This window comes from Microbacterium phoenicis (assembly GCF_047302325.1).
In the GTDB taxonomy this organism is placed as follows: domain Bacteria; phylum Actinomycetota; class Actinomycetes; order Actinomycetales; family Microbacteriaceae; genus Microbacterium.
Map to the genome: position 1 here is coordinate 2,955,619 of NZ_CP154849.1, position 26,408 is coordinate 2,982,026.

Annotated in this window: 22 protein-coding genes; 6 read left to right on the forward strand and 16 right to left on the reverse strand. The window is 70.4% G+C overall.

The features are described from left to right. Window positions 1-94: 94 nt before the first annotated feature. From ABCU91_RS14540 to ABCU91_RS14555, 4 genes are read right to left on the reverse strand one after another with little or no spacing between them, the layout of a single operon-like run. Window positions 95-640, reverse strand: a complete 546-nt coding sequence (locus tag ABCU91_RS14540) for a hypothetical protein (RefSeq protein ID WP_413354258.1) — start codon at window positions 638-640, stop codon at window positions 95-97. 19 nt (window positions 641-659) lie between these two features. Next, window positions 660-2,267, reverse strand: a complete 1,608-nt coding sequence (gene purH / locus ABCU91_RS14545; RefSeq protein ID WP_133400315.1) for a bifunctional phosphoribosylaminoimidazolecarboxamide formyltransferase/IMP cyclohydrolase — start codon at window positions 2,265-2,267, stop codon at window positions 660-662. A 37-nt stretch (window positions 2,268-2,304) separates the two neighbouring features. Further along, on the reverse strand, window positions 2,305-2,886 hold the full coding sequence (gene purN / locus ABCU91_RS14550) for a phosphoribosylglycinamide formyltransferase (RefSeq protein WP_413354259.1): 582 nt from the start codon (window positions 2,884-2,886) through the stop codon (window positions 2,305-2,307). Between the two features lie 4 nt (window positions 2,887-2,890). Then, window positions 2,891-4,234: a DUF6350 family protein gene (locus tag ABCU91_RS14555; RefSeq protein ID WP_413354260.1), complete on the reverse strand. Its 1,344-nt coding sequence runs from the start codon at window positions 4,232-4,234 to the stop codon at window positions 2,891-2,893. A 79-nt stretch (window positions 4,235-4,313) separates the two neighbouring features. Here ABCU91_RS14555 and ABCU91_RS14560 point away from each other — a divergent pair, with 79 nt between their 5' ends. Beyond that, window positions 4,314-5,741, forward strand: coding sequence for an NCS2 family permease (locus ABCU91_RS14560; protein WP_413354261.1), 1,428 nt, complete (start codon window positions 4,314-4,316; stop codon window positions 5,739-5,741). Between the two features lie 324 nt (window positions 5,742-6,065). Here the strand turns inward: ABCU91_RS14560 and sucD are convergent, their stop codons facing one another. The 5 genes from sucD to ABCU91_RS14585 all read right to left on the reverse strand — a co-directional run bounded on the left by sucD (window position 6,066) and on the right by ABCU91_RS14585 (window position 10,871). Next, on the reverse strand, window positions 6,066-6,968 hold the full coding sequence (sucD, locus tag ABCU91_RS14565) for a succinate--CoA ligase subunit alpha (protein ID WP_064001264.1): 903 nt from the start codon (window positions 6,966-6,968) through the stop codon (window positions 6,066-6,068). A 37-nt stretch (window positions 6,969-7,005) separates the two neighbouring features. Then, window positions 7,006-8,172, reverse strand: coding sequence for an ADP-forming succinate--CoA ligase subunit beta (gene sucC / locus ABCU91_RS14570; RefSeq protein ID WP_413354263.1), 1,167 nt, complete (start codon window positions 8,170-8,172; stop codon window positions 7,006-7,008). 135 nt (window positions 8,173-8,307) lie between these two features. Continuing rightward, window positions 8,308-9,072 carry a phosphotransferase gene (locus ABCU91_RS14575; protein ID WP_413354264.1) on the reverse strand — a complete coding sequence of 255 codons (765 nt, stop codon included), beginning with the start codon at window positions 9,070-9,072 and terminating at the stop codon, window positions 8,308-8,310. Window positions 9,073-9,075: 3 nt separating this feature from the next. Then, window positions 9,076-9,678 carry a response regulator gene (locus ABCU91_RS14580; RefSeq protein ID WP_413354265.1) on the reverse strand — a complete coding sequence of 201 codons (603 nt, stop codon included), beginning with the start codon at window positions 9,676-9,678 and terminating at the stop codon, window positions 9,076-9,078. After that, on the reverse strand, window positions 9,675-10,871 hold the full coding sequence (locus tag ABCU91_RS14585; protein WP_413354266.1) for a sensor histidine kinase: 1,197 nt from the start codon (window positions 10,869-10,871) through the stop codon (window positions 9,675-9,677). Before ABCU91_RS14585 ends, ABCU91_RS14580 begins: the two co-directional genes overlap by 4 nt. 152 nt (window positions 10,872-11,023) lie before the next feature. On the opposite strand from ABCU91_RS14585, the gene ABCU91_RS14590 reads away from it, so the two are divergent. Next, entirely contained in the window at window positions 11,024-11,524 is a 501-nt protein-coding gene (locus ABCU91_RS14590; RefSeq protein ID WP_091356388.1) for a small multidrug efflux protein, read from the forward strand. A gap of 1 nt (window position 11,525) precedes the next feature. On the opposite strand, the gene ABCU91_RS14595 is transcribed toward ABCU91_RS14590, so the two are convergent. After that, entirely contained in the window at window positions 11,526-13,040 is a 1,515-nt protein-coding gene (locus tag ABCU91_RS14595) for an FAD-dependent oxidoreductase (RefSeq protein ID WP_413354267.1), read from the reverse strand. A gap of 74 nt (window positions 13,041-13,114) precedes the next feature. Between ABCU91_RS14595 and ABCU91_RS14600 the strand changes: the two genes are divergently transcribed. From ABCU91_RS14600 to ABCU91_RS14615, 4 genes are read left to right on the forward strand one after another with little or no spacing between them, the layout of a single operon-like run. Beyond that, on the forward strand, window positions 13,115-13,780 hold the full coding sequence (locus ABCU91_RS14600; protein ID WP_413354268.1) for a TetR/AcrR family transcriptional regulator: 666 nt from the start codon (window positions 13,115-13,117) through the stop codon (window positions 13,778-13,780). A gap of 59 nt (window positions 13,781-13,839) precedes the next feature. Further along, the gene (locus tag ABCU91_RS14605; RefSeq protein ID WP_413354269.1) at window positions 13,840-15,066 is read left to right on the forward strand and encodes an acyl-CoA dehydrogenase family protein; all 1,227 of its coding nucleotides are present in this window, start codon (window positions 13,840-13,842) and stop codon (window positions 15,064-15,066) included. Between the two features lie 53 nt (window positions 15,067-15,119). Beyond that, on the forward strand, window positions 15,120-16,160 hold the full coding sequence (locus tag ABCU91_RS14610; RefSeq protein WP_413354270.1) for an ATP-dependent DNA ligase: 1,041 nt from the start codon (window positions 15,120-15,122) through the stop codon (window positions 16,158-16,160). A gap of 44 nt (window positions 16,161-16,204) precedes the next feature. Further along, on the forward strand, window positions 16,205-17,383 hold the full coding sequence (locus ABCU91_RS14615; RefSeq protein WP_406923460.1) for an AI-2E family transporter: 1,179 nt from the start codon (window positions 16,205-16,207) through the stop codon (window positions 17,381-17,383). A gap of 7 nt (window positions 17,384-17,390) precedes the next feature. Here ABCU91_RS14615 and ligD read toward each other — a convergent pair whose 3' ends face one another. The 6 genes from ligD to ABCU91_RS14645 form a co-directional block, all read right to left on the reverse strand. Next, a complete protein-coding gene (gene ligD / locus ABCU91_RS14620) occupies window positions 17,391-18,404 on the reverse strand; it encodes a non-homologous end-joining DNA ligase (protein ID WP_091356425.1) in 1,014 nt (337 codons plus the stop codon). Between the two features lie 53 nt (window positions 18,405-18,457). Then, the gene (locus tag ABCU91_RS14625) at window positions 18,458-19,522 is read right to left on the reverse strand and encodes a hypothetical protein (protein WP_406923458.1); all 1,065 of its coding nucleotides are present in this window, start codon (window positions 19,520-19,522) and stop codon (window positions 18,458-18,460) included. A gap of 67 nt (window positions 19,523-19,589) precedes the next feature. Continuing rightward, a complete protein-coding gene (locus ABCU91_RS14630) occupies window positions 19,590-21,038 on the reverse strand; it encodes a hypothetical protein (RefSeq protein ID WP_406923457.1) in 1,449 nt (482 codons plus the stop codon). Between the two features lie 99 nt (window positions 21,039-21,137). Continuing rightward, a complete protein-coding gene (locus ABCU91_RS14635) occupies window positions 21,138-23,594 on the reverse strand; it encodes an ATP-dependent helicase (RefSeq protein WP_413354271.1) in 2,457 nt (818 codons plus the stop codon). A 61-nt stretch (window positions 23,595-23,655) separates the two neighbouring features. Then, window positions 23,656-24,759, reverse strand: a complete 1,104-nt coding sequence (locus tag ABCU91_RS14640; RefSeq protein WP_413354272.1) for an FUSC family protein — start codon at window positions 24,757-24,759, stop codon at window positions 23,656-23,658. A gap of 73 nt (window positions 24,760-24,832) precedes the next feature. Further along, window positions 24,833-26,380, reverse strand: coding sequence for a glycosyltransferase family 2 protein (locus tag ABCU91_RS14645; RefSeq protein WP_413354273.1), 1,548 nt, complete (start codon window positions 26,378-26,380; stop codon window positions 24,833-24,835). Between the last annotated feature and the right edge of the window lie 28 nt (window positions 26,381-26,408).

Sequence of the window (26,408 nt, forward strand, 5' to 3'; positions counted from 1 at the left end):
TCGAATCCCCGGCATCGAGACTAACGGTTGGAGGAATACGCGTTGAAGGGAGAACTCCCCCTTGACCGCGCGGGCCTTCTCCGCCAATGCTGGGTCATCCCGACGCCGGCTCCCAGGACAGGTCGACGGCGCGGATCCGCCGCGACGGCGACATCTGCGACACCCATCCGAGCGGGACGACGTGCAGCGCGGACGCCGTCACGGGCTCCCCGTGAGCCACCAGGACCAGCGCCTTCCGGCCCGCGCCCCACCAGTCGGCGCGGCGGGCTCCCTGGGCGAGCAGCGCGGCGACGTAGGCGTTCGGCGATGCGCTCTCGAGATCGAGCGACAGTCCGTTGCTGTGGCGGAACTCGCACTCGACACGGATGCCGCGCCACAGCTCGCCGGCACGGCGGCGGTGCTCCTCCCCCGCCGGCCTGGCTGCCGACCGCCGGCACGCCAGCGGGACGACCCACACCTCGCCGCGGGAGAGGATGGGCACGCCGTCACACAGCACGTCGCCCACGGGCGGCGCTGCGGGAAGAACCAGCAGCGTCTCGGCGGCCGCCACGATCCGGCCGCCGATCGCGACCATGCTCTCGTGACCGATGCCGGCACCTCCGGCGAGCCAGTCGGCTCCGGTGGCGCCGGGGTTGCTCATGCGATCGACCGGCGACGGCTCAGTGGAAGAAGTGACGCTCGCCCGTGAAGTACATCGTCACGCCCGCGGCCTGCGCGGCGTCGATGACCTCCTGGTCGCGCACGGATCCCCCCGGCTGGATGATCGTCGTGATCCCGGCATCCAGCAGCACCTGCGGTCCGTCGGCGAACGGGAAGAAGGCATCGGATGCCGCGACCGAGCCGGCGGCGCGGTCACCGGCGCGCTCGACCGCGAGACGGCACGAGTCGACGCGGTTGACCTGACCCATGCCGATCCCGACGGTCGCCGAGTTCTTCGCGAGGACGATCGCGTTGGACTTGACCGCGCGGCAGCTCTTCCACGCGAAGGAGAGGTTCTCGAGCTCGCTGTCGGCGGGGCGCTCGCCCGAGACGAGCTGCCACGAGTCCACGAGCGATTCGATCTCGTTGGGGAACCGGTCGGCATCCTGCAGCAGCAGTCCGCCCGAGACCAGGCGCACGTCCATGGGCTCCTGGCGCCAGTCGGCGGGGAGCTGCAGGACGCGCAGGTTCTTCTTGAGCCGGAACACCTCGAGCGCCTCGGGCTCGAAGTCGGGCGCGACGATCACCTCGGTGAAGATGTCGCGGAGGTTCTCGGCCATCTTGAGCGTCACGGTCCGGTTGGCCGCGATGACGCCGCCGAAGGCCGACACGGGGTCGCACTCGTGCGCACGCAGGTGTGCCGACGCGATCGCGTCGAGGGCCTGGGGCGCACCGATCGCGATGCCGCACGGGTTGGCGTGCTTGATGATGGCGACAGCCGGCTTGACGAGGTCGAACGCGGCCCGGAGCGCGGCATCCGCGTCGACGTAGTTGTTGTAGGACATCTCCTTGCCCTGCAGCTGCGTCGCCTGCGCGATGCCGTGACCGCCGACGCGCGTGTAGATCGCTGCGCGCTGGTGCGAGTTCTCGCCGTAGCGGAGCGTCGCGAGGCGCTCGGCCTTGATCGTCAGGTGCTGCGGCAGATCGCCGTCGCCCTCGAGCGTCTCCTCGGCGAACCAGGCCGCGACGGCACGGTCGTACGCCGCCGTGTGGGCGAACGCGCGGGCGGCGAGCTCGCGGCGCTGGACGAGGGTCGTGCCGCCCTGGCCGAGCGCGTCGACGATCGCCGGGTACGACTCGGGCGAGACGGCGATGGCGACGTTGGCGAAGTTCTTCGCCGAGGCACGGACCATGGCGGGACCGCCGATGTCGATCTGCTCGACGACCGCGTCGCCCTGGGCGCCGGATGCCACCGTCTCGACGAACGGGTACAGGTTCACGACGACGAGTTCGAACGGCAGGATGCCGAGTTCGCCCAGCTGCGTCTCGTGGTCCTCGAGGCGGAGGTCGGCCAGGAGCCCTGCGTGCACGCTGGGGTGGAGCGTCTTCACACGGCCGCCGAGCGACTCGGGGAAGCCCGTGACCTCGGACACGTCTTTCACCGCGATGCCGGCGTCGCGCAGGAGCGCCGCCGAACCGCCCGTCGAGACGATCTCGACGTCGGCGGCGGCGAGCGCCTGACCGAGCTCGAGGAGTCCGGTCTTGTCGCTCACCGAGACGAGCGCGCGGCGGACGGGCACGACATCGCGTGCGCGGTAGAGGGACGGGTCGATCTGCGGGCCGGCCATGGCGGAACTCCTCGGGTCGGGGGCGTTCGGTGTCGGTTCAGGGGGTGAGCGCGAGCTCGCCCGTCGCGATGCGACGGACGACCTCGATGAGCAGGCGGCGCTCCACCGGCTTGATGCGCTCGTGAAGGGTGTGCTCGGTGTCGTCGGGCAGGACCGGAACACGCTCCTGCGCGAGGATCGGACCGGTGTCGACGCCGTCGTCCACGACGATGACGCTCGCACCGGTCTGCGCGGCACCGGCGGCGAGCGCGTCGCGGACGCCGTGCGCGCCGGGGAACTCCGGCAGGTACGCGGGGTGGGTGTTGATCAGACGCGGGGCCCAGGCGGCGACGACCGCGGCCGGGAGCAGCCGCATGAGGCCGCTCAGCACGACGAGGTCCGGCTGCCACACGTCGAGGTGGGCGAGCAGCTCCTCACCCCACGCCTCACGGGTCTCGAACTCCTGGAACGGAACCATGAAGGTCGGGATGCCGTACGCCTCGGCGTGAGCAAAGCCGTCGGCCTGACGGTCGGCGCCGACCACGATCACGCGGGCGGGGAAACCGGGCTCGTTCGCGGCGTCGAGAAGCGCACGCAGATTGGATCCCGTGCCCGAGATGAGGACGGCGACCGTGAGCACCGGCTCAGTCTAGCGGGGCCGTGGGGAACTCATCGGGCGACGCCTGGCCCGCAGGCTCACGACGGGATGCCGCCGCTGCGGGCGCCGCCGGCTCTCGGTCCGCGTGCGCTTCATCCGCGTCGGCGTGGCGTCCTTCCCGATCGAGGGCGTCCTCGCCCCGCGGGGAGAAGAGCACGACGGCGGCCCCGACACCGATCTCGACAGCGGCGAGCAGGGCGATCGACCACGGCTCGGGTCCTACCTGCGCGAGGCGTCCCGGTCCGATCGCGCCCTGGGCGGCCCACGAGAGCACCGCGACGACGAGACCCGCACCGAGGACGAGCACCGTGAGGGCGACGAGGCGCGGGCGCAGCGGCTCGGCATCCGTCGGCGAACCCACGAGCAGCGATCCGCGTACCACCGCGCCGGCGAGAGCACCGGCACCGACCACGACCAGAGCCAGCAGCAGCAGCCACGGCGACGTCGAGTCGGGGAGGACGCCGAGGACCGGGATGCCGGGCACGACGCCCAGGCTCGTTCCCGCCGGCGACACCGCCGTGCCGGTTCCGATCGCGAAACCCGGCCCGACCGCGAAGCCCGCGAACCAGAGCACGAGCGTGGGCAGGTAGAGGATGCTGCCGAGCGCGAGGACGACCACACCGACGAGGTCGGTCTGCGCCGCCTGCGTCAGCGCGATGACCTCTCCACCCCGGACGAAGAAGAGGACGGCGAGGATGACGGCGCCGAGACCGACGATCACCGCGACCGCGATCGCGACACCTCGGACACCGGCGTCGACGGCGTTCTGCACGTCGTCGGGAAGGCGCTCCGACAGTGCGTCGACGAGCCCGTCGTCGCCGTCGCTCCACGCTCGCACGATCGCTCCCAGCAGTGCGGGCACGGCGAAGACCAGCGCGGGACCGGCGACCGCCGCGAGGAGGTCGACGGAGGCGACGTCGGCGCGACCGGTGAGGGCGATGACCGTCGACAGGGCCGCGACCGCGACCGTTCCGGCGAGCACCCCCGTCAGCCACGCTCCGGCTCGTGCGGCGCGAGCGCCGGAGCGCCACGCCGAGAAGGCCGTGATGACGGCCAACGCGGTCGGCGCGAGCGAGACCGTGAAGTCGGCCCCCTTCGCGGGGAGGCCTGCGAGAGCGACCAATTCCGCCGGGAGCGACACGGCCACGGGGGCGAAGTGTCCCAGCTGCCAGATCGTCGCCGCGGCGGGCCAGAGCGCCGCCCAATCGGCATCCCCGCCGATCCCGAACACCCACACGAGCGTGACGGGCGCGAGAACGACACCGACGCCGACCGCGACGGTCACGAGGGCGTCGACGGCGGCGAGGAGGGAGACGAGCAGGCGATTCACAACGAACCGACCTTACCCGCGGCGGGCCTGCGATCCCGGCTCCCGCACCGGGCTCGCGACGACCCACTACCCTCGGAGGGTGAACAGCACGACTTCCCGCGCCACCCGCGGTGCCGCAGCCCCGGCATCCCCGTCTTTCCTCGACCGCTACTTCGACATCACCGGCCGCGGCTCGACCGTCGGCACGGAGGTCCGCGGCGGCATCGTCACCTTCGTGACGATGGCCTACATCGTCATCCTCAACCCGATCATCCTGTCGACTCCCGACGTCGACGGTGTGACCCTCAGCAACACCGCCGTCGCGACCTCGACGGCCCTGGCCGCCGGTGTCATGACGATCCTCTTCGGACTCGTCACGCGCCTGCCGTTCGCGTTCGCGGCGGGGCTCGGCATCAACGCCTTCCTCGCCTTCTCGGTCGTCGGCCAGGTCACGTGGGGCGAGGCCATGGCGCTCGTCGTCATCAACGGTCTGATCATCGTGCTGCTCGCCGCGACCGGCCTCCGGAAGATGATCTTCGACGCCGTGCCCGTGCAGCTGAAGCTCGCGATCACGGTCGGCATCGGCCTGTTCATCGCCTTCATCGGGTTCGTCAACGCCGGCTTCGTCACCGCGACGGGCAACGCCTCTCCCCCGCTGGACCTCGGCGTCGGCGGCTCGATCACGACGATCAGCACGGTCATGTTCGTCGTCACGCTCTTCCTCTCCGGCATCCTGATGGCGCTCCGCGTCAAGGGCGCACTGCTCATCGGACTCGTCGGCGGCACGGTCATCAGCTACATCGTCAACGCGATCTGGCCGACCGCCCTCGGGCTCCAGGTCAGCGGGCTGCAGATCGTCGCCCTCCCGGACTTCGGGCTCGTCGGCAAGATCGACTTCGGCTTCGACTGGGCGAAGATCGGCATCGTCTCGATCGTCATGATCGTCTTCACCCTCGTGTTCTCGAACTTCTTCGACGCGATGGGAACCATGACGGGCCTCGCGAAGGAGTCCGGCCTCGCGAACGACAAGGGCGACTTCCCCCGCATCAAGTCGGCGCTCATCGTCGAGGGTGTCGGCGCGATCGCCGGTGGTGCGACCTCGTCGTCGTCGGCGACCGTGTTCGTCGAGTCGGGTTCGGGCATCGGCGAGGGCGCTCGTACCGGCCTCGCGAACGTCGTGACGGGTGTCCTGTTCCTCCTGGCGATGTTCTTCACGCCGCTCACCTCGATCGTCCCCGGGTACGTCGCGGCAGCCGCTCTCGTGCTCGTCGGCGCCCTCATGCTCGCGCAGATCAAGAACATCGACCTGTCGGACTTCAGCGTCCTGCTGCCGGTGTTCCTGACCGCGACGGTCATGCCCCTGACCTACTCGATCGCCAACGGCATCGGAGCGGGCTTCATCAGCTGGGTCGTCGTGAACGTCTTCGCCGGCAAGGCGAAGCAGGTCCACTGGCTGCTGTGGGTCGTCGCCGCCGGCTTCGTGATCTACTTCGCCCGCGGACCGATCGAGGCGCTCGTCGGCGCCTGACCCCGCGGAACCCTCGAGGTCCCGATCGGGCCGGAGATGCCTCGCGCATTCCCCGCCCGATCGGGACCTCGGTCATCGGCGGCGGTGTTCCAGGGACGCGACCTGTCGCCTGATGCGGGATGCAGCGGCACGACCCGCCCCTGGAGCGCGGGCATGGCGCGATGACGCTCGTTCCGGGGACTCGAACGGTCGCATCGCGGCGAACACGGCGACAAGACGCGTCCCTCGAGCGGGCCCCGGCGCGCGCCCGACGCCGTCGCTGCACGCTCCGCCAACGACGAAAGGGCGGATGCAGCTCGCATCCGCCCCTTCGTTCGGTCTGGCTTAGAGCGCCTCGATGATGGCGCGCATCAGGTCGGCGGTCTCGGACGGGGTCTTCCCGACCTTGACGCCGGCGGCCTCGAGGGCCTCCTTCTTGGCCTGCGCGGTGCCCGCCGAGCCCGAGACGATGGCGCCGGCGTGGCCCATGGTCTTGCCCTCGGGGGCGGTGAAGCCGGCGACGTAGCCGACGACCGGCTTCGTCACGTGCGCCTTGATGTAGTCGGCCGCGCGCTCCTCGGCGTCGCCGCCGATCTCGCCGATCATGACGATCGCCTTGGTCTCGGGGTCGGCCTCGAACGCCTCGAGCGCGTCGATGTGCGTCGTGCCGATGACCGGATCGCCGCCGATGCCGATGGCGGTCGAGAAGCCGAGGTCACGGAGCTCGAACATCATCTGGTAGGTCAGGGTGCCCGACTTCGAGACGAGGCCGATCGGGCCCTTGCCGGTGATGTTCGCGGGCGTGATGCCGACGAGCGCCTCACCGGGGGTGATGATGCCGGGGCAGTTCGGACCGATGATGCGGGTCTTGTTGCCCTTGCTCTTCGCGTAGGCCCACGCCTCGGCGGTGTCGCCGACGGGGACGCCCTCGGTGATGACGACGAGCAGCGGGATCTCGGCGTCGATGGCCTCGATCATGGCGTCCTTCGTGAAGGCGGGCGGTACGAACGCGATGGAGACGTCGGCGCCGGTCTTCTCGATGGCCTCGGCGACCGAGCCGAAGACGGGGAGGTCGACCTCGCCCTCGTGCGGCTTCTCGTGGGTGACGGTCGTGCCGGCCTTGCGGGCGTTGACGCCGCCGACGACGTTCGTCCCGGCCTTCAGCATGAGGGCGGTGTGCTTGGTGCCCTCACCGCCGGTGATGCCCTGGACGATGACCTTGGAGTCCTTGTTGAGGTAGATAGACATGTCTGTGGTCCCTGTATCTCAGTAGTCTCGGCGCGTCTCAGGCGTTCGCCAGCTCGGCGGCCTTGTCGGCGCCCTCGTCCATACCGGCGGCGAGCGTGACGAGCGGGTGGTTCGCCTCGGCGAGGATCGCGCGACCCTCTTCGACCTGGTTGCCGTCGAGACGGACGACGAGCGGCTTCGTGGCCGCGTCGCCCAGGATCTCGAGGGCCTTCACGATGCCCTCGGCGACGGCGACACACGACGTGATGCCGCCGAAGACGTTGACGAAGACGCTCTTGACCTGCTCGTCGCCGAGGATCACGTCGAGACCCGACGCCATGACCTGCGCGTTCGCGCCGCCGCCGATGTCGAGGAAGTTGGCGGGGGTGACGCCGCCGTGGTTCTCGCCGGCGTAGGCGACGACGTCGAGGGTCGACATGACCAGGCCCGCGCCGTTGCCGATGATGCCGACCTGACCGTCGAGCTTGACGTAGTTGAGGCCGGATGCCTTCGCCTTCGCCTCGAGCGGATCGGCGGCGCCCTTGTCCTCGAGCTCTTCGTGCTCGGGGTGGCGGACCTCGCTGGCGTTCTCGTCGAGCGAGACCTTGCCGTCGAGGGCGACGATGTCACCGGCGCCCGTGCGGACGAGCGGGTTCACCTCGACAAGGGTCGCGCCCTCGCCCTTGTAGACGTCGTAGAGCTTGACGAACACGTCCGAGACCTTCTCGACGAGGTCCTCGGGGAAGTTCGCGGCCTTCGCGATCTCGACGGCCTTGGTCTTGTCGATGCCCTGCAGCGGGTCGACCTCGATGCGCGCGAGCGCCTCGGGACGCTCGACGGCGAGCTCTTCGATCTCCATGCCGCCCTCGACGGAGCAGAGGCTCAGGTAGGAGCGGTTCGAGCGGTCCAGCAGCACGGAGAAGTAGAACTCCTCGGCGATGTCGGCGCCCTGGGCGACCATGACGCGCTGGACGACGTGGCCCTTGATGTCGAGGCCGAGGATGGCCTCAGCTGCCGCGTAGGCCCCGTCGGGAGTCTTGGCGACCTTGACGCCGCCGGCCTTGCCGCGACCTCCGGTCTTGACCTGAGCCTTGACGACGACGACACCGCCGATCTTCTCGGCAGCCGCCTTCGCCTCCTCAGGGGTGTCGGCGATGATGCCGGCGAGCACCGGCACCTCGTACTTCTCGAACAGGTCTCGTGCCTGGTACTCGTAAAGGTCCACTGCAATCCTTCGCTGGGCGACGGTGGGGGTGACGGGCGCGGAATTATCTCGATGTCGAGAGATCGCCCGGTCGAAAAGCCTACTACCCGCGCCTGAGTGCCCTGTGCCCCGATCCCCTCGTTCGGCAGGGGCGGCTCACTCCTGCAGCGCGGCGACCCAGACCTCGCGATGGCGCTCGACGTACTCGGTGACCAGCCGCCAGTGGTCGCCGTGCCCCTCCAGGAACATCGACGCCCAGGGCTCGGTTCCGGCGGCGTGGGAGCGGCGGAGCATCTCGTGCATCGCGGCGGTGCGCTCGGCCATCGCGGCGGGCAGCGCGCGCCGGAGCGCCGCATCGGCACCGTATCCGTCGGCGAAGGCGGCCAGCCCGCGGGCGGCATCGACCGGGGCCGCCGACGTATCGTTCAGCGCGAAGGACTGCGCCGCGTACGCGAGGTCCCACAGGCGCGTGCTGGGGGCCGCGGCATCCCAGTCGATGAAGACCCACCGCTCCCCCACCACGAGATTCCAGGGCGCCAGGTCGTTGTGGCAGACGAGGTCGGTCCCGGGCGCGGGGATCGCGGTCTCCCACACACTGCCCTCCGGGGCGACGTAGCCGGCGCTCGCGTCGTGGATCACCCGCACCATGGCGCCCACGCGGCGAAGCTCGGACGGAGCCATCGTCCCGCGCTCGATCGCGAGGTCGCCGGGGACGAACTCGATCACCTGGCGTCCCGCGTCGTCGCGTCCGCGCGGCTCGGGCACATCCACACCGCCGGCGCGCAGGGCGGCGACGAACGCGGCGACACTCGGCGTCGAGGCGGCCCAGGGCTTCCGGACGGTGTCGCCGATGCGGACGACCGCACCGCTCGCGTTGCCGCCGGAAAGGCTTTCTTCGTGCGGGGCTTCTTCGTGAGACATCCGTCAGATCCAGCCGCGTTCGCGCGCCGTGATCGCCGCCTGCTGTCGCGTCGCGAGCCCGAGCTTGCCGAGGATCGACGAGACGTGGTTGCGGACGGTGCCGGCCGAGAGGTGGAGGGATGCCGCGATGTCGGCGATCGTCTCGCCGCGGGCTCCGGCGCGCAGCACGTCGAGTTCGCGGTCGGTCAGGGGCGAACGCTCGTCGCTGAGGGCGTCGGCGGCGATCTCGGGGTCGACGTAGCGACGCCCGGCCGCGACCTCGCGGATCACCGCGGCGACATCGCCGGCGGGCCGGGACTTCGGGACGAACCCGTCGACACCGGCGCTCAGCGCGCGACGCAGGACGCCGGGACGGGCGTGACGGGTGACGACGACGCATCGAGCCGGGATGCGCTGGCGGATGCGGGCAGCCGCCTCGACGCCGTCGATCCCCGGCATCTCGAGGTCGAGCAGGCAGACATCGGGGCGCAGCTCGAGCGCACGGGTGACGGCCGTCTCACCGTCGGCGCACTCGGCGACGACCTCGAGATCGTCCTCGAGCGCGAGGAGGGTTGCCAGCGCCGTCCGGATCATGTCCTCGTCGTCGGCGATCAATACGCGGATCATGCGGCACTCCCGTCTGCCGGCACCGTCACGACGAGCGTGAACCGGTCGTCGTCGCGACTCGAGGCGACGTCGCCGCCCGCTACCCCGATGCGGTGCGCGATGCCCTCGAGCCCCGCGCCCGAACCGATCGTCGATCCGGGTCCGGGGTCGTTGGCCATCGTGAGGCGCCAGACGTCGCCGACCCGCTCGAGCCCGAGCCTCGCCCAGGCCCCGCCGCCGTGCTTGAGCACGTTGGTCGTGCACTCGCGGATCACCGGTCCCAGCAGGTCGGCGGGAGCGGATGCCGCGTCCCCGGCGACGTCGAGCGTGACCGCTAGACCGGCTGCCCGAAGCAGGTCGGCCGCGTTGGCGAGCTCGTCCGGCAGCGGCACCCCGCGGAAACGTCCGGCGAGGGCGCGCGTGCCGTCACGGGCATCGTCGACCGAGGTCCGCGCGAGGGCGATCTGGCGGGCGGCGGCATCCGGATCGCGTCCGATCATGCGCTCGGCGAGTTCGAGCTGCAGGGCGATCACCTGCAGGTGGTGTCCCTGCAGGTCGTGGAGCTCGCCGGCGAGGCGGAGCCGCTCCTGCACGGCGGCGAGACGCGCCTCGGTGCGGCGGGCGCGATCGAGTTCGAGCACGACGTCCCACGACCAGAGCGACAGCGCCTGCGTCATCGGGAGGGCGACGGCGAAGAACACGAGCACGAACGCGTCGCTCCGCGGCATCGGCCCCGCCTGCTCGAGCAGCCAGAGCGCGACGAGGGCGATCTCCAGCAGCACGACACCGCGCCACCGGATGCCGGGGCCCCAGCGGACGAGGCAGAGGGTGGCGCCGACGAGAGCGGCGCCAAGGAGCGCCGAGCCTGCCACCACGCCGAGCGTGATGGAGGCGAGGACCGCCCCGATGACCGGGAGGGAGAGGAACCGGCGCCGCCAGGAGGGGCGGTCGCCGTCGTCGAGGTCGCCGTCGCGGCGATAGCGGGTCAGGAGCAGAACCGTGGCCACCACGACGACCACCGCCGAGGCGACGTAGACGAGGAGGGTGACGGGGTTGCGCCATCCCTCGCGGGCGATGAGGACGACGAGCCCCCATACGACGACGGTCCCGAGCAGGAAGAACACCATCGAGGTGGCGATGTACCACCCGGTCGCCGTCACGCCGCGCGCGAGCGAGGCCGCGGTCTGCGTCGGGGTGGGGTCGGGCGTGCTCACACGGCCACAGTACGACCATGACGAATGTCACCCCTCGGCCCGCCGAACCTCCCGCCGATGAGTGACGGGGCGGCACTGCCGCGCTCGGGCCCCAGCCGGTGGACTGGGGTCACGGCGATACGAGATCCGGTCGCCACTCCCGAGAGGACACCATGTCGAACCCCGTCTCCGATCTCGTCGCCGGCTTCCAGGACCTGGTGGCGCAGATGCCCGACCTCGTCCAGCCGCTGGTCGTCGCCCTCGCCGGCGCAGTCCCCTTCATCGAGGGAGAGGGTGCCGCCGCGATCGGCATCGTCGGCGGCATCCACCCCGTCATCGCCGCCGTCGCCGGCGCCGCGGGCAACTTCCTCTGCGTCGCGATCGTCGTGCTCGCGACCGCTCGCGTCCGGAGCGCGGTCACCACCCGCGCCGGGGCTTCCGAGAAGGCACCGTCGGCGCGCTCAGAGAAGTTCCAGAAGGCCTACCACCGGTACGGAACGCCGGGCGTGAGCCTGCTGGGCCCCCTCATCCTCCCGACGCAGTTCACGGCGGCGGCGCTGAAGGGGACGGGCGTCCCCACTCGTACCGTTCTCTTCTGGCAGGGCACCGCGATCGTGCTGTGGACGACGCTCGTCACCCTCATCATCACCGGTGTCATTGCTGCGGCATCCTGACTCAGTCGACCGGTCGAAGCCCTCGCGTCGCGGGACCTTCGATGCGTTCGCCGGATGCCGTGAACCGGGACGCGTGCAGAGGGCAGTCCCACGTGCACTCGAGGTCGTTCCACTCGAGGATGCCGCCGAGGTGCGGGCAGACGGCGCTCACAGCACGCGTCTCGCCGCCGGTGGTCGAGATGGCGACCGGACGGCCCGCACGCTGCGCGACGACACCCTCGCCCTCGGCGGGCTGCGGCACGGGAACGGCCTCCGTCTCCGCTCCCGCCCACCCCTTCGCCGCGGCGAGGCCGACCTTCGCGTTCTCGAGGGCGCCCCGAGCGACGTCCGCCGGCATCGTGAGACGAGTGCCGATCTGCGTCATCCACCGCGGACGTTCGCTCATCTTCTCGCCGCGCAGCTCGCTGACGATGCGCAGCGCCGCCGCCGGCGCGTTCGTGAGCCCCCACTTCGCGTAGCCCGTCGCGAAGCGGACCCGTCCCAGCGACCGCGGCATGGTGCCGATGAAGGGGATCCGATTGTGCGAGGTGTAGTCCTGCGCCGACCAGCGGTGGGTCTCCTCCCCCACCGGCAGCGTCTGCTGCGCCCAGCGGGACAGCTCGTCGAGCATCGCCCGCTCCGACTCGGCACGCCCGACGGGGTGGCCCGCGCCTCCGACGACGATCTGCGCGACGTCCGCCGGGCCGTCCTCGGGGAGGACCGTGCGCACCGAGCGCGTCGGCTCGTCGGCCGAGAGGTACATGCCGTCCGGCAGCGGCGCGGTGAGGGTGAACGAGACGCAGGCGGACCGCATCCCGCTCACCTTGGCCCAGTAGAGCCCGCGATCGAGGATCGGGATGCCGGTGGCCACCACGACGCGCGAGGCGAACACCGTCCCCCGGTCGGTCTCGACGCGCGGCTCGGGAAAGACCTTCACGCCGCTGACCTCGACGCCCAGGTGGAGCGTGCCGCCGGCGGCGACGAACGCGTCGGCGAGCGCCGCGAGCATCCGCATCGGATCGATCGCCCGCTGATCGTCTAGCGCGACGGCGGCCGTCATGGGCATGGCCGCGGCGCGCAGCTCCTCGTCTTCCACAAGGCGCACGGCGAGGCCGGCTTCGCGAGCCGCGTCGTACTCGCGCACGACCGAGCGCCGTCCTTGATCGCCCTGCGCGTACGTATACGCGGTGCGCGAGGTGAGCGGGACACCGAGCCGCTCTGCGGTATCCGTCATCCACGCGAAGCCGTCGCGGTTGGCATCGACGTAGGCGCGGACGAGGGATGCCGGGTGCCCCGACCGCAGCGACGAGAGCGTCGTGCCCTGCAGGAGCGACACCTTGCCCGTGTTGGACCCCGAGGCCAGCTCGCCGACACCGCCGCGTTCGAGGAGGGCGACGTCGACCCCGGACCGCGCCAGTTCGTACGCCGTCGCCAGGCCGGTGAGGCCGGCGCCGATCACGACGACATCGTGACGCGCATCGGGGTCGAACGGGGTGCCGGCGGTCTCGGACGGATTCTGCTTCCACAGGGAGGACATGCGCCGAGTCAAAGCGAGCCCGGGAGAAGAGGCACAGGCCTTGACAGAACGGGGTGCGCACTAGGCTTCCGTCCATGGCCGACGACCTCCGTCCCACGGGCAGCACAGTGGTGGCCGCCGCGCTCGCGCTGTTCGCGGAGCACGGCTACGAGCAGACCTCGGTCGAGCAGATCGCCCAGTCCGCAGGGGTGTCCCGCTCGACGTTCTTCCGCCAGTTCGGCGGCAAGGACGACGTCGTCTTCGCCGACCACGAGCTGTTGCTCGACCGACTGCGCGCCTACCTCTCCGAGACGCACGAGAACCCCTGGGCGGCGGTGTGCGAGGCGTCGGTTCAGATCTTCCGGCACTTCGCGTCGGATCCCGAGGTCGCTCGCCGCCGGTACGCCGTCGTCCGGCAGGTGCCGTCGCTGCGCGACCGCGAGATCGTCACGGTCTTCCGCTACGAGCGCGTCTTCGACGAGTACCTGCGCCGCTCGGTCCCGGGGCTCGATCCCGTCGACGCGGTGGCGTTCGCCGCCGCCGTGACCGCCGTGCACAATCACGTCCTGCGCCGCCTGCTGCGCGGTTCCACGCGGGTTCCCGCCGCCGTCCTCGAGACCGCCTACGACGAGCTGCTGCGCCGCTTCGGCGTGCACCCCGATCCGGAACCCACGGCGGACGACGACATCGTCGTGGCGACCTTCCCCCGACGGATGCCGCCCGCCGAGGTCGCCCGTCGGCTCGGCGCTCTGCGCGACTGACCTGGCACGGCGTTCCACGTGGAGTGGAACCGAATCTCAGCCGGGCGTATCCTGGCGCGATGACCACTGACCTGCCCGGCGGCGCGTCCGGCCGCTACGACGTGCTCGGCCGCCTCGACACCGATTACTACGCCGTCTTCGCCGACATCCCCGACGCGGACCGCGACGTGTGGGAGCGGGCGCAGGGCTTCGTGGACGAGGTCGGCGACCGGATGCAGGACGCGTGGGACACCGCCGAGTACCCGCTCGATATCGCCCGGCGCTTCGGCGAACTCGACCTGCTGAACGACGGCATCGACCACCCGCGGCTGACGCACTTCTCGCCGCTGGCTGCGGGCCTTGTGAACATGGAGATCTCGCGCGGGGACGGCTCACTCGGCACGGTCCTCGCCGTCCAGGGCGGTCTCGCCCTGCGCACCCTCGCCCTGTTCGGCAGCGACGCGCAGCAGGAGCGCTGGCTGACCCCGGTGGCCCGCTTCGAGGTACCGGCCGCCTTCGCGCTCACCGAGCCCGACCACGGTTCGGACTCGGTCTCGCTCGAGACCGTCGCGCGCCGCGACGGCGACGAGTGGGTGCTGCGCGGCGCGAAGAAGTGGATCGGCAACGGCGCATCCGGCGGCATCACCTTCGTCTGGGCCCGTGTCGACGACGAGGGCGGCGAGCACCACGGCGATGTCCGCTGCTTCCTCGTCGAGCAGGACCGCCCCGGCTACACCGGAACCGTCATCGCCGGAAAGGCGTCGCTGCGCGGCATCCACCAGGCCCACATCGCCCTCGATGACGTCCGCGTCCCCGCCGACGCGGTCCTTCCCGGCACCCGGACGTTCAAGGATGCCTCCACCGTCCTTTACGCGACGCGCTCGGGAGTCGCGTGGTCGGCGCTCGGCCATGCCACCGCCTGCTACGAGGCGGCACTGCAGTACGCGCAGCAGCGCGTGCAGTTCGGCAAGCCCCTCGCCCGCTTCCAGATGGTGCAGGAGCGCCTCGCGCACATGCTCGAGGACCTCACCGCGATGCAGCTGTACTGCCGACGCCTGGCCGACCTCGAGGCCTCGGGCGGGCTGCGTCCGACGCAGGCGTCGCTCGCGAAGTTCCACAACACGCGTGCCGCGCGCCGCGTCGCCGCGACGGCGCGCGACCTGCTGGGCGGCAACGGCATCCTCCTCGAGAACGGCGTCATGCAGCACATGGCGGACATCGAGGCGATCCACACCTACGAGGGCACCGAGTCGGTGCAGGCGCTGCTGCTCGGACGCGACATCACGGGCGTGAGCGCTTTCGCCTGAGCGCGGCGCGCAACCCCGTTCCGGCACGGATGCCGGGCGGGCAGGATGAGCGCATGTACGAGATCCCCGCACCGATGCTCGCGAAGTCCGTCCCCGCCGTCCCCGATCCGGCGGGGACCACCGGCGGGCTGCTCTACGAACCGAAGTGGGACGGGTTCCGCGCGCTGATCGGGTGGGACGGCTCGGAGGTCGAGATCGGGTCCCGCGGGTCGAAGCCCCTCACCCGGTACTTCCCCGAGCTCGTCGACGCGATCTCGAGGCTTGTGCCCGAGCCGTGCCTGCTCGACGGCGAGATCGTCGTCGCCGACGGTGAGCCGGGGTCCCAGCGCCTCCAGTGGGAGCACCTGTCGCAGCGGATTCACCCCGCGGCATCCCGCGTCGCGATGCTCAGCGAGACCACACCGGCCATGTTCGTCGCCTTCGACCTGTTGGCCCGCGGCGACCGCGACCTCCGCGACGAGCCGTTCTCGACGCGGCGCGCCGAGCTCGAGGACCTGCTGGGCGGCGTGCCGCATCCGATCCATCTGACCCGGACGACGACCGATCCCGCCCTCGCTGAGCAGTGGCTCGCGGAGTTCGAGGGCGCCGGTCTCGACGGCGTCGTGGCGAAGCCACTCGCCCTTCCGTACGCGCCGAACAAGCGCGCGATGTTCAAGATCAAGCACGCGCGAACGGCCGACGTCGTGGCGGTGGGCTACCGCATCCACAAGAGCGGCCAGGGCGTCGGGTCGCTTCTCGTCGGCCTCTACGACGGCGAGGGCACGCTGCGTCAGGTCGGCGGCGTCGCCGCGTGGAGCAATGTGCGCCGGCTCGAGCTGATCGACGAGCTCGCTCCGCTCGTCGTCCGCGACGATGACGGCGAGGCGGTGACGGGCGAGTCCGACCGGTCGCGCTTCGCGGCCTCCAAGGACACGTCCTTCGTGCGACTCCGTCCCGAACGCGTGCTCGAAGTCGCGTACGACCAGCTCGAGGGCGACCGCTTCCGCCACACCGTGCAGTTCCAGCGGTGGCGTCCCGATCGGGATGCCGCCTCCTGCCGATTCGACCAGCTCGAGACCGTGTCGGCCTACGACCTGGCCGACGTGCTCGACTGAGTCAAGGGCCCTCGCACGAAAAGGCGGATCGGTAGGGTCGCAGCATGGGCCTCTTCTCGTCATCTCCCCGCTCGGTGCGCCTCGACGACGGACGGCCCGTCCGCATGGCGGCGGCCGGCAAACCCGCGAGCATGTGGTCGGACGGCTTCGGCACCCTCGCGACCCGGTCGTTGCAGGTGATCATCGTCGGGGTCATCGCGACTGCGCTCATCCTCGGGATGCTGCAGCTCACCGTCGTCGTCATCCCCGTCCTTCTCGCCCTCATCGTGGCGTCGGCGGCGGCGCCCCTCATGGCCTGGCTGCGGCGCATCGGCATCCCGTCGGTGTTCGCGACCATCCTCACGCTGCTCGCGTTCGTCGTCGTGCTCGGGGGGATCGGCTGGCTCGTGGTCAACGCAGTCCGCGATCAGTTCGACGACCTGTCCAAGAAGGCGCAGGACGGGTTCCAGAGCGTGCTGGCGTGGGCCGAGACGCTCCCCTTCGACATCGACCAGAAGCAGATCGACGAGTGGGTCGGCACCGCGACCGACTTCCTCACCAGCGCGCAGTTCGGTTCCGGCGCCCTGGCCGGCGTGAGCGCTGTCGCGAACTTCCTCACCGGACTCGTCCTCATGATCGTGACGCTGTTCTTCTTCCTGAAGGACGGCCCGAGGCTGTGGGAGTTCCTCATCCGCCCGTTCCGCGGATCCGACTACGACCGCGCCGTGCGCGTGGGCCACAAGGCGGTCCAGACCTTCGGGGCGTACCTCCGCGGCACGGCGGCCGTCGCCGCAGTGGACGCGATCGGCATCACGATCGGTCTGCTCTTCCTGCAGATCCCGCTCGCCCTCCCGCTCGGCGCGCTCGTGTTCGTGCTGGCGTTCATCCCGATCGTGGGAGCGACGGTCGCCGGGATCCTGGCGGCGCTCGTCGCGCTCGTGACCAATGGTCTGGTCGCGGCGATCTGGGTGGTCGTGATCGTCGTCGCGGTCAACCAGCTCGAGGGCAACTTCCTGCAGCCGTTCCTCATGGGTCGGTCGATGAAGCTGCATGCGTTCGCTGTGCTGATCGCCCTGACGATCGGCACGGTCCTCGGCGGGATCGTGGGGGCGATCCTCGCGGTCCCGCTCACCGCGGCGGCGTGGGGCATCATCCAGGTGTGGGACGGCCCGAACACCCCCGCACGGTGGGCGCGACGCCGGCCACCCGTCGAGGAGAAGGTCGACACCGTCGCCGCGAACTGACCGTCGGTCAGTCCTTCTTCGCCCGCGAGGGCTGCACGCGCGGCGGCTCCCCCGGCATCTTCGGGAACTCCGGCGGGAACGGCAGTTCGCCGAGCCCCGCCTCGAGGTCGCGCTGCCACCACTCCAGCAGGGTGTCGATGCGCCCCGGGGATGCCTGCAGGTCCTGCCACGGGTCGCCGATCGCCGCGAGTCGGTCGGGCACCGTCCGTACCGTGAACGCGGCGGGGTCGACGCCGTCGGCGAGCTCGTCCCACGTGATCGGGGTGGCGACCGTGGCGCCGGGGAGGGCCCGCGGACTGTAGGCACCGGCCATCGTCCGGTCGCGGTTGGCCTGATTGAAGTCGATGAAGATGCGCTCGCCGCGCTCTTCCTTCCACCAGTTCGTGGTGACCTTCTCCGGCATCCGTCGCTCCAGTTCGCGGCCCGCGGCGATCACCGCGTGACGGACGTCGAGGAACTCGTGCGTGGGCTCGATCGGGCAGAAGAGGTGGATGCCGCGATTGCCGCTCGTCTTGAGCCAGGACTCGAGGCCGGCCTCGCGCAGCACCTCGCGCAGGACCGGCGCTACGGCGGCGGCGTCGGCGAAGTCCGTGCCGGGCTGAGGGTCGAGGTCGATGCGCAACTCGACGGGATTGTCGGTGTCCGCAGCGAGAGAGGCCCACGGATGGAAGACGACCGTGTTCATCTGGACCGCCCAGACGATGGCAGCCGTCTCGTTGAGGACGACCTGCGGATGCCGCCGACCGCTGTTGTACGTGCACATCACCTGGTCGACGTACTCGGGCGCGCCCTTCGGCGGGTTCTTCGAGAAGAAACTCTCGCCGTCGACCGTCGCCGGGAACCGCTCCAGCGACACGGGCCGGTGGCCGTTGGCGCGTAGGAACGGGTCGGCGACCGAGATCACGTACTCGGCGAGTTCGTGTTTCGTGATCCCCGGTTCGGGGAAGACGATCCGGTTGGGGCTCGAGAGCGAGAGCTCTCTGCCTTCCGGAAGCTGCAGGGTGATCCGCTCCGACGCCATGCGCCCACCCTAGGTGGGGGCCTCCGGCGCGGCCAGGGGCTTGCCCCGCCGGTTCAGTCCTCGTCGGATTCGGTTGCGCCGTCGACCGCTTCCGCCGCGTCGGCGATCGTGACGAGCGCATCGAGCTCCCCGCGCTCGAGCCGAATCCAGGGTCCGGCGGCGTCGACGAGGAATCCGCTCAGCTCCGGCTCGCTCTTGAGCGCCTGCCCCAGCTGCGCTGCGGTCAGCGGCATGGGCTGGTCCTCGCGACGGAGGGTGAGGATCTCGAGGGGGTGGGAGAAGACCTGCAGATAGCGGGTGCCTTCGGCGGATCGCGCTTCGGCGACGCCCATGCTGCCGTCCGGTCGGCTGCCGGCGGCGATCCACCCGCCGCGGGCGACGAGCGCATCGACGACGGCGCGGGCCGTCTCGGGGGTCCGCGGACCTGCGAGCAGGTTCTTGATCGTGAATTCGGGGTCGGCCTGGTCGAGGGCGCGCGAGATGAGTCCCGTCGGCAGGACGATGCGACGGCCAGGACCGGCGTGGTCGAAGACGATCCCGTCGTAGCCCGCGTCGACGACGTTCCGGAGCACGTTCTGGGCCGGCTGGCCGAGGATGGACGTGTTCGCCCCCTCGGGGTCGTCGCCGAGACCCGCCTGGATCGCGGCGGCTCCCGTGTACGCGAGCAGGAACTTCTTGTCGTTCATGATCGAGATCGCAAGTCGCAGGGGCTCGCCCGCGGCGACCTGCGCCTGGGCGTCGCCCATGATGCGCAGGTAGAGGGTGCCCTGCAGCGCCTGGCGCGTCACGCCGAGGATCGCCGCATTGTCGGGCTCTTCGGGCGCTTCCGTGAGCGCGGTGAGCAGGAGGGTGTTGTCGGGCATGCCCGGGCGCCCCTCGGTCCGCTCGGGGGCGGTTTCCTCGACCTGCGGCAGACGCTGCTGCTCGGGGCGCTGCACCGGCTGACCGTAGGTCGACATCGAGATCGGCACGAACGGCACGTCCTCGGCATCCGCCTGTTCCGCGGCGACCGCGGCGCTCACGTCCTGCTGGACGTCGGCGAGGTCCGCCTGCGCGTCGACGGGAACCTCATCGGACCCGTCGGAGTTCTTCTTCGGACGGCGGGAGAACAGAGCCATGTGCTCAGCGTACGCGCGATGCGATGCGGGTCGCGCAGAGTTGGGGCCCTGCGCGACCCGCTTCCCGTCAGCGCTTGGACGCGCGGTACCCAGCCTTCTGTGCCGCGGCTGCTGTGGCGAAGCACTGCTCGGGATGGGTGGCGTTGTAGTACTGCCCACCGGGCACGTGGTAGATCCAGTCCTTCGTGTGACGAGTCGTCTGGTTCCCCTTGATGGGGTGGCTCTTCGGGCATGAGGTCTTGCTCGAGGGCTTGGCCACCTGGCTACCAGCCGGCTTGGCTGTCGACTTCGCCGCTACCGCGCCGGTGGCGCGCGAGGTGGTGCTCACGGTCGCGTAGCCGGACTTCGTGCCGGTGACCTTGACCGTGATCTTCTTGCCCTTGAGGTTGGAGGGCACGGTGAAGGTCGACTTCGTCGCCTTCGAGATCGCCTTGCCGTTCGCGTACCACTGGTACGACAGGCGGGTGCCGGAGGTCCAGCGACCGGGCTTCGCGGTCAGCTTCTGACCGACCTTGGCGCTTCCCGAGATCGTGGGCGTCGCCGAAAGTGCAACCTTCGCCGTCGCCTTCGACCCCTTCGAGGTCGTGACGTGGCCGGCCTTCTTGCCGGTCACCGTCACCGTGATGTTCTTGCCGACGAGCGAGGACGAGATCTTGTACGTCGACTTCGTCGCGCCGTTGATCTTCTTTCCCGAGGCGTACCACTGGTACGAGAAGGATGCCCCCTTCGCCCACGTGCCTGCCTTGGCCGTGAGCGTGGCGCCCACCGTCGCCGTCCCGCTCACCGACGGCGTGCTCGCCTGGAGCGCGGCCGCCTTGACGGGCGCCGTGTCGAGAGTGCGCTTGAACTGGAGGGTGTCATCCGAGGGCGTGCCCGTCGGGTGGAGGTACGCGTAGACGTCGACCGATACCCGCTTGCCCACGGCGTTCGCGCCGAGGACGAGGGTGGCGGAGGTGCTCTCCTGCAGGAGGTCATCGCCCGCATACCAGGCGTACTGGAGTTCAGTACCGGCCGGCCATGCGCCACGGGACACGGTCAGCTTGCTGCCGACGGTCGCGGTACCGGAGATGACGGGGTTGCTGGCGACGCCCCCGACCCTGTCGAGATCCGCGTCGATGTCAGCGACCGGTCCGTCGCCCACGACCAGAGCCGTGCCGCCGTCCAGCGTCAAGGAGTCGTCGTACCACTCGATCCAGCTGGTGACGGTCTCCCCGTCGTCGTAGCCGAGCTCGTTGAAACCGACGTGGTAGGTGCCCGCCGGGAGTCCCGTGATCGAGTACGTGCCATTTGCATTGATCGATCCGTAATAGACCTCGTAGTGGGGTCCCGCGTCGAGCCACGCGGTCGCGAGACCGTCGCCGACCGCGATCTGATCGCCTGTCACGGTGCCGGTGATCGACCCGGTCGGATTCGCGTCGTCGGCCAGTGCCGCCTGCGGCAGCGCCCAGATCGTACCCGTCAGAAGTGCCGCGCCGGCTGCGAGCGCAACCGAACGACGGCGCAGCGATGCGCCCATGTATTTCCCCAGTCCCGCGACCCCCGTCGCGCGCTATCAGCGAATTCCCAGCGAATCGCTGGGCACAGTCTGACACACCGGAAAGACGCGGCTGTGCACTCAGAGCTTGGTGATCGGCGCGACCTTGATGAGGAGCTTCTTCGGGCCAGCGGTGTCGAACCGGACGTGGGCGACCCGCTTTGCGCCTTCGCCCGTGACCATGTCGACCTTGCCCTCGCCGAAGTCGTCGTGACGGATGCGGTCGCCCGCCGCGAGCTCCATGTCGCCGTTGTCGCGGATTTTGGCCGGGATCCGGTTGGCGAACTTGGCGAGCGCGTCGGACTTCTCCCGCTTCGGGAGCGGCACGAGGTCGTCGCCGTACCGGCTCGATCCGGATCCGCCGAATCGGGAGCCGCCTCCGGGCCGACCGTTCAGGGCTCGCGACTGCGTGCCGCCGCGCGAGTTCACGTCGCCCGGCGACTGCCGCCAGTCGATCAGCTCGTGGGGGATCTCCTGCAGGAACCGGCTGGGCATCGCAGCCGAGACCTCGCCGAACTGCGCCCGGGTCATCGCGAGCGACAGGTGCAGTCGCTTGCGCGCCCGGGTGAGCGCCACGTAGAACAGGCGCCGCTCCTCCTGGGGGCCGCCCGGCTCCCCCGCTGAGATGCGGTGCGGGATGAGGTCCTCTTCGACACCGGTCACGAAGACGGCGTCGAACTCGAGGCCCTTGGCCGTGTGCATCGTCATGAGCGAGACGGAACCGCTGGCATCGTCGAGGTCATCGGCATCCGACACCAGCGTCACCTCCGTCAGGAAGTCGAGCAGCGTCCCGTCGGGATTGTTGCGAGCGAACTCTCGCGTCACAGCGACGAGTTCGTCGAGGTTCTCGACGCGCGCCTCATCCTGCGGGTCTTTCGACATCCGCAGGGCGTCGTAATAGCCGGATTTGTTGAGCAGGACGCGAAGTCCCTCGGTGACCGACGTCGATGGAGCGATCTCGCCCGAGCTCGGGAGCATGATCTCGGATGCCTCAGCCAGGACGGCATCCAGCTCGGCGATCGCCTTCTGCACCTTCGCCCCGACGCCGAGCGCCGACGCGTTCGCGAGGGCGTCGCGGAACGTGATGCCCTCGGATGCCGCGTATCGGGCGATCGCGGTCTCGGTGACGTCGCCGATGCCGCGTCGCGGCCGGTTCAGGATGCGGCGCACCGCCATCTCGTCGGCGGGGTTCGCCACCGCGATGAGGTACGCCATGGCGTCCTTGATCTCGGCGCGGTCGTAGAACTTCGTGCCGCCCATGATCTTGTACGGGACGGCGGAGCGGATGAAGATCTCTTCGAGCGCTCGGGACTGGGAGTTCGTCCGGTAGAAGACCGCCACCTGCGAGTAATCGACGCCCTTGCGACGCAGGGCCTCGATCTCGTCGGCGACGAACTGCGCCTCGTCGTGCTGCGAGTACCCGGTGAACCCGATGATCGGGTCGCCGTCGCCGACGTCGGTCCAGAGCTTCTTGTCCTTGCGGTCGAAGTTGTGGCCGATGACGGCGTTCGCGGCCGACAGGATGTTCTGGGTCGAGCGGTAGTTCTGCTCGAGGAGCACGACCTTGGCACCCGGGAAGTCGCGTTCGAACTCGCTGATGTTGCGGATGTCAGCGCCGCGGAAGGCGTAGATCGACTGGTCCGAGTCGCCGACGACGGTGAGCGATGCGCCCTCGATCTCAGGGGCTTCGTCGGGCTCGAAGATCATCATGCCGCCGCTCGAGAACGCATCGCCCGCCTTGCCGACGACGGGCCGGGTCAGCTCATGGATCAGGGCGTACTGGGCGTGGTTGGTGTCCTGATACTCGTCGACGAGGACGTGCCGGAACCGTTTGCGGTACACGTCCGCGACGTGCGGGAAGGCACGGAAGAGATACACGGTCTGCGCGATGAGGTCGTCGAAGTCGAAGGCGTTGGCCTTCTGGAGCGAGCGCTGGTAGTCCGCAAAGATCTCGACGAAGACGCGCTCGGCGGGGTCGCTCATGTTCGCCTGGCGGGCGTAGGACTCGGCATCGGCGAGCTCATTCTTCAGCTTCGAGATGCGCCCCTGCACGGCGGCGGGGGTGAAGCCGAACGAGTCGCCCTCGTGCTCCTTGACCAGTCGCTTGATGAGCGCGCGGGAGTCACCGGAGTCGTAGATCGTGAAGCTCTTCGTAAAGCCGAACTGGTCCGCCTCGCGGCGCAGGATGCGCACGCACGCGGAGTGGAAGGTCGAGATCCACATGCCCTGCGCACTGTCGCCGACGAGGTGACGCACGCGTTCGCGCATCTCGCCCGCAGCCTTGTTGGTGAAGGTGATCGCGAGAATCTGACTCGGGTAGGCCTCGCGCGTGCGCAGCAGAGAGGCGATGCGTCGCGTGAGCACGCTCGTCTTGCCCGAGCCCGCACCCGCGACGATCAGCAGCGCCGGCCCGCGGTGGGTGACGGCCTCGCGCTGCGGCGAGTTCAGGCCGGCGAGAAGGTCCTCGTCGGGGCGGGAACCGCCGGCAGGCCGGGGCGCTCCGGCGCCGACGATGACGGGCTTGATGGAGTCGCTCATGTCCCCACGAGTCTACGTTCGACCGCCGACACCGACGCCCGGCATCCGCTTGCCGCGTGATCTAGGCCAGCGCGTCGGAGACCCGCCGCGATATGTCGGTGATGCGTCCGAGCGTCGCGGCGAGCCACAGTCCCGGCTGATCGTGGGCGTCGGCGGTTCCATGGGGGGCGGGGAGGGACTCCGCGTAGGCGTCGATGGCCTGCCATGCGGCATCCACCCTCGTTGTCATCTCGTTGTCGGCGGGCGGCGTGGCCATGAGCTCCGCGACCCGCCGCATTGCGGCGTCGAGCAGAGCGGGATCGCCGTGCCGCTCGTCGAGACGCTCATGCTGCCCGAGGACGTCGAGCAGATCGCGGGTGAGATACGCCGCCCGTTCCAGTCCCCACCATCGCTGCGCGTTCTCATCGTGGACTCCGCCGACGCCCCGCGCGCGGATGTTGGCCCGCTCGGACCGCGATGCCTCGTCCACATCGGCGGCCACGGCGACGACCAGGTCGGCGAGCGCGTCGCCGTCCTCTCGGAGGCTGGGGAGGTCGGGCTCTGCCCTCCCCGCCGAATCAGCTGCGCGGTCGAGCGCGGAGGCGACGGCGGCGCGCAACTCGGACAGACGGTCGCGCGCGGACTGCAGATACAGGGGCGGGACGAGCACGAAGTTCGCCACGACGCCGACGAGCACACCGAAGGCCATCGTCGCGAGGTACGACGACGAGAAGCCGTCGGGATCGTTCTTGCTCAGCAGCAGCACGAACAGTCCGGCAAGGGCCACCCAGTCGCGTCCGACACCGAGGGCTCGGATGCCGCCGAGCGTCACTCCGACGAGCACCACGAGCCCGAGGGCGACGATCCCGGGCGCTCCCGCGCTGACGAGGGCGAGCCCGCCGAAGCCGATCGCGATCCCACAGGCCAGACCGATGAGCGATTGGACGCCCGCCCGGGCGGAGTCGGCGACCGTCGGGTACATGCTCACGAGAACGCCGAGGGGGGCGTAGTACGAGTACTCGGCGTCGGCGAACGGCACGAACGGAGCGAAGAACCAGGCGATCCCCGCGGCGATGGCCGTCTTGAGGGCCAGGATCAGGCGCCGCGGGGTGAAGATGTCCCCGCCGGCTCGGCGCAGGCCGAGCGCTAACTGCGCCGCCGTCAGACGTGGGGTGGTGCGGGGCATGGGTGCACGGTACCCATGCCCCCGGCATCCGCGATTCCCCCTTGCATCCGCGCGACGGTCGACGTACGAGCGGTCAGCCAGCGAGCGTCCGCGAGCGCGGCGGGAGGGCCGCCGCGGACGAGCGGTGCGTCATCGCCGTCGCGCGTCGGGTGGACGGAATCGGCACGAGCGCCCGATCGGCGCCCGACCGGCGCCGCAGCATTGCGACGGTGAACAGTGCCGCCAGCGCAGCGGGACCGAGCGGGCCGCCGGCCGCCAGCGGCGAACCGGAGACGAGGACGGCGCCGACGGCGAGGAGCGGGACCAGGAGCATCTCGTCCCGCAGGAGCGCTGCGGTCTCGGCCGCCCCACGCCGGGACGTGGTCTTGGGCGTCACCCAGAACGTCGCCCGCCGGCCGAGCGCGGTGCGGACGACGGCTGCGAGGACGACGAACGTCGTGGAGGCGTACAGCAGTCCCGCGGCGAGGGCGAAGGCGATTCCCGCGGCGAGTCGCTGCGACCGCGCCCGGCGCACCGCCTCGGGCAGGAGCGGTGCCGCCGCGGCGAGCGCGGACACGATCATGACCCAGACCGGGGGCGGCGTGCCGGTGCCGGCCAGCGCTGCTCCCGTGACGAGCGTCGCCGCCCCGCCGAGGGCGGTCACAGGGACCAGAGCCGTCTCGAGCGTTAGGTCGAGCGCTTCGCGAACACGAAGTCCGCGCATCCGCCCGGGACGGCGCAGAAACTCGACCGCCCCCTCGGCGGTCTTGCGCATCTGCACCCGGAAGGCCGCGTAGTCGATCGGATAGTCCTCGGTGAAAGCGACGTCGGCATCGACGACCCGCCACCCCCGTCGCCGCAGTCCCACGGTGATGGCGAGGTCCTCGGCGACCGCCTCGGGAAACCCGCCGACGTCGTCGACGGCCGCGGCGCGAACGAGCGCACCGCGTCCGAGGAAGGCGGTCACCCCATGCGCTGCCCGGCCCCGGCGGGTGACACCGAGGTGGGTGGCGAGCAGGGGCCCGAAGTAGCGGGCGAAGCGGCTCCTGCCGACGGATGCCGAGGGCGAGGCCTGTGCGACGGCGACCGTCGGGTCGGCGAGCTCCGCCCCGCAGACCCGTGCGACTCCGGCGTCCAGGACGACGTCGCTGTCGCAGATGAGGTAGGCGTCGTAGCGGCCGCGGAGCCGTGCGATCCCGGCGTTCAGGTTGCCGGCTTTGAACCCGGATCTGTGTTCACGGCGCATCACCTGCCATCCGCGCGAGGCGGCGAGCGCATCGACGCGTGTCCTCACGTCGGCGCCTGCAGAGTCGTCGAGCAGCACGACGTCGACCGGGACGTCCTGACGCGAACTGCGGATGATCGCCGCCTCGTCGAGGTCGTCGCAGATGCACACGAGCAGGGCGATCCGCTCGGCTCCCCTCGCCGCAGGCTCGACCGGCGTACTGCGCGCGATCGACGAACGCCACCAGAGCCCCGCCGCGCGTCCGCCCGCGATCCACGTGACGGCGCTCGCGATGGCGAAGGACATCGCGAGCGCGGTCCCCTCCGCCAGGGCCCACAGGACCGCGGGCACGACGAGCGCGCACCAGACGGCGACGACCGCGACGGTCGAGACCCGGTTCCGGAATCGCGAAATCACGTACGGAGTATATGTATACATAGAATGC